This is a genomic window from Daejeonella sp. (genome assembly GCF_030695525.1).
In the GTDB taxonomy this organism is placed as follows: domain Bacteria; phylum Bacteroidota; class Bacteroidia; order Sphingobacteriales; family Sphingobacteriaceae; genus Daejeonella.
Genome location: NZ_JAUYSS010000036.1, coordinates 1 through 5,761, shown reverse-complemented (window position 1 = coordinate 5,761; position 5,761 = coordinate 1). Strand labels below are relative to the sequence as shown.

At 39.6% G+C, this 5,761-nt stretch carries 5 protein-coding genes; all 5 read right to left on the bottom strand.

Going from position 1 to position 5,761, the window contains the following annotated elements; genetic code table 11:
- Positions 1–452: hypothetical protein (locus Q8S11_RS08200; RefSeq protein ID WP_371135140.1), on the bottom strand; the 452-nt coding region annotated here is incomplete at its 3' end.
- A 5-nt stretch (positions 453–457) separates the two neighbouring features.
- Entirely contained in the window at positions 458–1,498 is a 1,041-nt protein-coding gene (locus tag Q8S11_RS08195; RefSeq protein ID WP_305661601.1) for a PIG-L deacetylase family protein, read from the bottom strand.
- 26 nt (positions 1,499–1,524) lie between these two features.
- A complete protein-coding gene (locus Q8S11_RS08190; RefSeq protein WP_305661600.1) occupies positions 1,525–2,886 on the bottom strand; it encodes a mandelate racemase/muconate lactonizing enzyme family protein in 1,362 nt (453 codons plus the stop codon).
- Positions 2,887–3,132: 246 nt separating this feature from the next.
- Positions 3,133–4,689 (bottom strand): mandelate racemase/muconate lactonizing enzyme family protein, encoded by a 1,557-nt coding sequence (locus tag Q8S11_RS08185; protein WP_305661599.1) that lies wholly within the window; start codon positions 4,687–4,689, stop codon positions 3,133–3,135.
- 98 nt (positions 4,690–4,787) lie between these two features.
- The coding region (locus tag Q8S11_RS08180) for a SusD/RagB family nutrient-binding outer membrane lipoprotein (RefSeq protein ID WP_305661598.1) at positions 4,788–5,761 on the bottom strand (974 nt) is incomplete at its 5' end.

The following is a 5,761-nucleotide window of genomic DNA, read 5'->3' as shown; positions in this document are numbered from 1 at the left end:
ATAGCACTAAGAACACGCATATCAGCTCCACCGGCATTCCTCATACTCATGTCGTGAAATATCCTTTTCCAAAGACCATCAATATCCCTTGGATCTTTACCTATTATGAGCCTGGCATAGTCTTTCAAGGCTCCTAATTCTCCATTTGAAAACGGATATGTCTCTCCCGTTCCAATTACACCCTTATCGGTATGTAATCGAACCCAGCAAAATTCAGCACCTCCTGAACCTCCAGATCCACCACCAATCTTAATCTTATCACTAAACCTGACACTTTCAATTTTGGTAATTTTAACAGGCCCTATGGTATTCTGAGAGTTATTATAAGTACCAAAACCAGTAGCTGAAAATGCATTCCCTGATCCTAAAATTCCAAGAGCACTGGTGGCCGCAATTCCCTTCAAAATCGATCTCCTATCAATAGTAGAAGAATTTTCAAATTTTTCGCTCATATCAATTATTTAGGCTTTGCGTTTTCCTTGATATACTTTTCTATTAGATTTGGAGTCTGGTCTTCCAAATCACTGATGTAATGGAATCCCTCAGCCCACTCGATACCATAAGGTTTACCAAGTGTCTTGTTCGAAAGCTGACTGAAATTTGTACGTTTTGAATCAATATCAAACACAAAGTGCTTAACCCAGTTATGGTCTGCTTCTTTGTCAGTATTACCTAAAATTGGCAATACCTTACCTTCTGCAGCCAATCTTGCTTTCAATTTGCTTCCATAACCCTGTCCGGCAGGCCCCTTAGTCACATTCAGCATATTAACTTCTGTCTTCTTGTCGATATACTTGGTGATATCCACAATCCTATTGATTCTTTGCTGATCCCTCGAAAAATAATAGCGAACTCTCGGACTATGACGTGTAAGCCCTGAATCGAAATGTTCCGGGTAATCAGCAGCGCCACCCGCCATCCAGCGTGCAGCCTCTACTGCTCTTGAAGTGGTATAGTGATCCGGATTTTCTTCATAGTGCTCCCAAGGATCCCAGCAAACTATAGTATCCACTTTTAATAATCTGAATAAATAAATTAATCTGCATTTAATTTCCTGATTCTGGACACTATCCATCTGATGATGCGGATAATTGAAAAAATAAGCCTTTTTCATTCCATAGGCTTTTGCGACATTTTCGGCATCAATCCTATTACCAATAGTATCTCCTTTATCGTCATTAGTCATAGTCAACAAATAACCTGTATAGCCTTCATCCATCAGTTTTGCCACCACACCTCCGGCAAATAGTGGAATATCATCTGAATGAGCTTGAATTGCCAATAAAACTTTTCCCTGATGTGGTTTACCACTCACAGGTCGTTCTACAATTACATCAACTTCATTTTTGAATTCTAAAACATTTTTTTTGTCTGACTTATCGAGATTCAGAGCTTCTCCATCTTTATTATCTTCCTTTGTAATTGCATTAGCCAACAAAGATGAGCCAACCAATGCCCCAGACAAAAGTCCATTTTTTAAAAAATCTTTCCTTTTCATTTGAATAATTTATTTAGTTCTGTTTTTTAATTTAATTCTACAATTGTCTCTACAATGGCTTCACCATTGGTAAATAACTGAGGGTTAATTTCGGCTCCTAATCCCGGCTTTTCAGGAGCAGCGACATATCCGTTAACAGGTACTGGCACATCCTTAATAAAATGCGGAAATTGATGCGTATATTTCCAGTAATTACTTTCCATGTAACAAAAATTTGGAACGGCAGTGCATAAATGAATAGATGCTAGCCAAAGTAAAGGCCCCCCGGCAGTATGTGGCGATGTGGGAATATTATACGCATCTGCTAAATCAGACATCTTTTTACCTTCACTTGGCCCACCACACCAACATAGATCGTACATCAGGATGTCCATTGCTCTTGCCTTGATGAAATCTATAATTTCGTACCTGGTTGCAATAGTCTCACTATGGGCTATAGGAATAGAACTTTCAGCTGCAAGAATGGAATAGGCCTGATGAGCGTTAGTGGGTAATTGAATATCCTCGAAATGGATGACATTGTAAGGCTCTAAAGCCTTCAAGATTCGCTGTGAACTGGTTAAATTCCATCTTCCACCTGCATCTATCAGAATCTCCATTTTATTACCGGCCACAGCTCTTATTTGTTTTACCCAGGTTAAGCCCTTTTCAAGATCTACTGAGCTTATGTACTGACCATGACCCGTTCTACCACCCCCCTCCATGAAGCTAAACTCATTAAATGGATAAATTTTCATTCCAGTTATTCCCCGGTCTAATAAAAATTTAACTATCTTTTCAGTATCCTGACCCATCTTCATATCATTGATAGCCCAGTAGTCAGTGGTAGTATTATAGACTTTGACACTAGGTCTGGTTTTTCCACCAAGTAATTGATACATCGGCAAACCAGTTGATTTTCCCAGAATGTCAAGTTGAGCCATATTAATGGCGCTTAAAATTCTCATATCCGAGCCCCCCGCATTTCTCATGCTCATATACTGGTAAATACTTTGCCAGATACCATCGATATCCCGCGGGTCTTTACCCAACAAAAATCGCCTCGAAAGATCCTTTAATGCACCCAGCTCTCCATTTATTCCAGGATAAGTCTCCCCAATACCAACAATTCCTGCATCCGTATGAATCCTGACCCAACAAAACTCAGCCCTTCCTGATCCCCCTGACCCTCCCCCAACGTTTACCTTATCAGTAAATCTTATGCCTTCTACTTTTGTAATTTTCATTGATTTGCTCTGGACGCTTAGGCTATTAAAATCATGCATGGTATCCTCAAAAGCATAGGAATCCTGGCCAGCACCAAGTACTCCCATCATTCCAGCACCAGATGCTAAACCAATACGATTTAGTAATTGTCTTCTATTAAATAAATCAGGGTTCTTATCCATTAGCATTCTATAGGGCTAAATTTTGTTAATAATGTATTATTTGATTAATGTAATTTATTGACCTATATAATTGGTTAACATTATATAAATCCAATTTTAGATTTTAACATTTGTTCAGTAAGAAATTGGAATAAAATCATATAAAAACGTGTGAGTTCGCCAACGACTCCCCCACACGTACATGAATAAATTATTCTTGTACCCCATAAAATCCATCACTGAACCAATAAGTTTATCCATCTATATCTACTTATAGGTTTCAGTAGGTCTGGTAATTTCGGTTCCACCGGTAGTCCTGCCACTCCATAAAAAATCACTGGAATTAGAATCATTCCATTCCGGTGTAGGAAGGAAATAATTCTTATTATTCGGATCGAGATTTTCTTTCATCACATCATCATTCAGTTCAATTCCCAATCCCGGTGCGGTAAGAGGCACATTTGCAAAACCCTTATCAAAGATTTGTCTACCATCAGTGGTTTTAACTAATTTTTCCCACCAAGGGTTATCCAATGAACCATTATTCGGCATTTCTAGAGACAGCATATTATTTGTTGCGGCTGCACAATGCACATTTGCCATAAATGATACCGGAGTTCCGGCAAAATGCATAATCATTGGAACACCTTTAGATTCAGCATAATCACCGATTAATTTGGTTTCCAGCAAGCCACCGGATGTAGCCAAATCAGGTTGAACAATATCAACCGCATGGGCATCGATTAACTTTATGAATTGCTCTTTTAAATAAATATCCTCACCTGTTAATGTTGGAGTTTCAATGGCATCTGTAACCGCTTTCCATTGAGCAATATAATCCATAGGGAAAAAATCTTCAAGGAATGCTAAACGATACGGATCCAATGCTTTACCAACGCGAATGGCATTGTTTACATCATAATTACCTAAGCCATCAGAACCTAAAGGCAAATCGTATCCAACAATATCACGAACCATTGAAACATATTTGGCAAGTTCTTCCAAGCCCTTTTCAGTAATCTGAGTTTGAGTAAAGGGTTGTTTAGTCCTCATCTCACCTTGCTGAACCGGTGAATAGCTATTTCGATATTCGGGATTCCACCAAAACTTGTCATTCACAGTTGTTCCAGGAATATCAGAAATCCAGGATAGAGATGGGTACATTTTAAACCAGGTTATCCCAAGAACTTCCTTTCGAAATTTCATTTCTGCTTTAAACTTTTCCACATCCATGTGACGTCCATTATGTCTTGGCACATAAGCATACATTCGGATTTTATCACGGTATCTTCCACCCAGCAACTGCCAGCAAGGGACGCCATATGCTTTTCCTGTCAGATCCCAAAGTGCCATTTCAACTGCACATACACCTCCACCACCTCTAGCATGATGGCCGAACTGCTTGATTAACCTGAAAAGCATTTCAACATTACAAGGGTTTTTTCCCAGAATTCGGCTTTTCAATATCAAGGCATAGCGCCAGTCTGCACCATCCCGTACCTCTCCCAAACCATAAATGCCCTGATTTGTATCAATACGAATAACCGGTCTACGATTTCTAACCACGCAATAGCGCATATCCGTAATTTTCAATTCAGAAGGATTTGAAGAACGCTGAACTTTTGATGTAGATTGAGCTACTGTATCCTCAATAGTCATACCCATAAAGCCGGCCATTGAGATCCCTCCAATTGCAGCTTTTTTCAAAAAATCCCGACGCGTGTCTGAAGTTGAAGGATCAGCAATTTCTGCCTTTGATGCCTCAACAACCTGTGCCTCCTCTTGCTTACTCTTTTCAGCAATTTCTTGTAGTATACTTTTCATTAATTTATAGATTATAGTTTACGGTTTAGAAAAAGATTGCTTAAAAGGCTCGTTAGTAAATAGTTCAAATAGAAATTATTACTAACGAGCTATTAATATTATTTGTCCCAAAATATGCGGGTTGCCATATTATCGGCACCTTGTCTCGAAACTGCAACAGCAACATTTGCAGGATTTACTGAGTATTCCCTGGCAGGATAATGTAATCTGCGAATGAAGCCACCTGCAACAACAGGATCAGCATTTGGATAGGTATTAGGTTGCAAAACAGGGAAACCGCTTCTCCGGAAATTAGCCCAGGCTTCTGAACCTACTAAGAAGGATGAAATCCAATATTGGGTATTAATCTGTTGAAGGGCGCTAGCCGGATTAAAGGGATTCAGTGTCAAATAAGCATCCTGATCTGCTGTAGAAATTACGGCACTGGCATCATACTGAGTCATTTGAGTCATATGAGCTTTTACCCCCGCATCATAAAAAGTTTTGACATTTCCGGTAATAAAGCCCCTTTGTGCAGCCTCAGCAAGCAAGAGCTGAGTTTGAGAATGAGTTATCAAGAATCCGGGTGCGTCAACTTTTCCAACAGTCCTTCTATTCACTTGGGAATATCTCCAGGCTGCACCAATTTTGCCCGGAAAGGCAGGTGCAGTGGCAATAGTGTTCTCATTGTAGCCTACAGGCATACCTTCCTGATCTGCCGGATTAGTATTCTCAGCACCTGCAGTAGCCAATGGATTCGCAGGTATGGCATACTTTACAGCCATTACCCTTAATCTTGGATCCTGAGTTGTTTTCAGATAATCCACGAATGGTTTTGCCAGATAAAAATTGGCCCGCTCAGAACCATGGAAGGTATTCGTATTAGCATTGGTAATGACTGCATTATAGGCTACAAGAGCATTATCTGCATTACTTTGCATTACACCGCCACGTGCAGGATCTACTGCCAATATTACAAACTGTCTCGCTTTATTAGCATCAACTTTTGTATAACGCATAGCAATCCTTAATAAAAGTGAGTTACCAAAGCGTTTCCATTTTGTAATATCCCCCTTATACAAAACGTCATTTG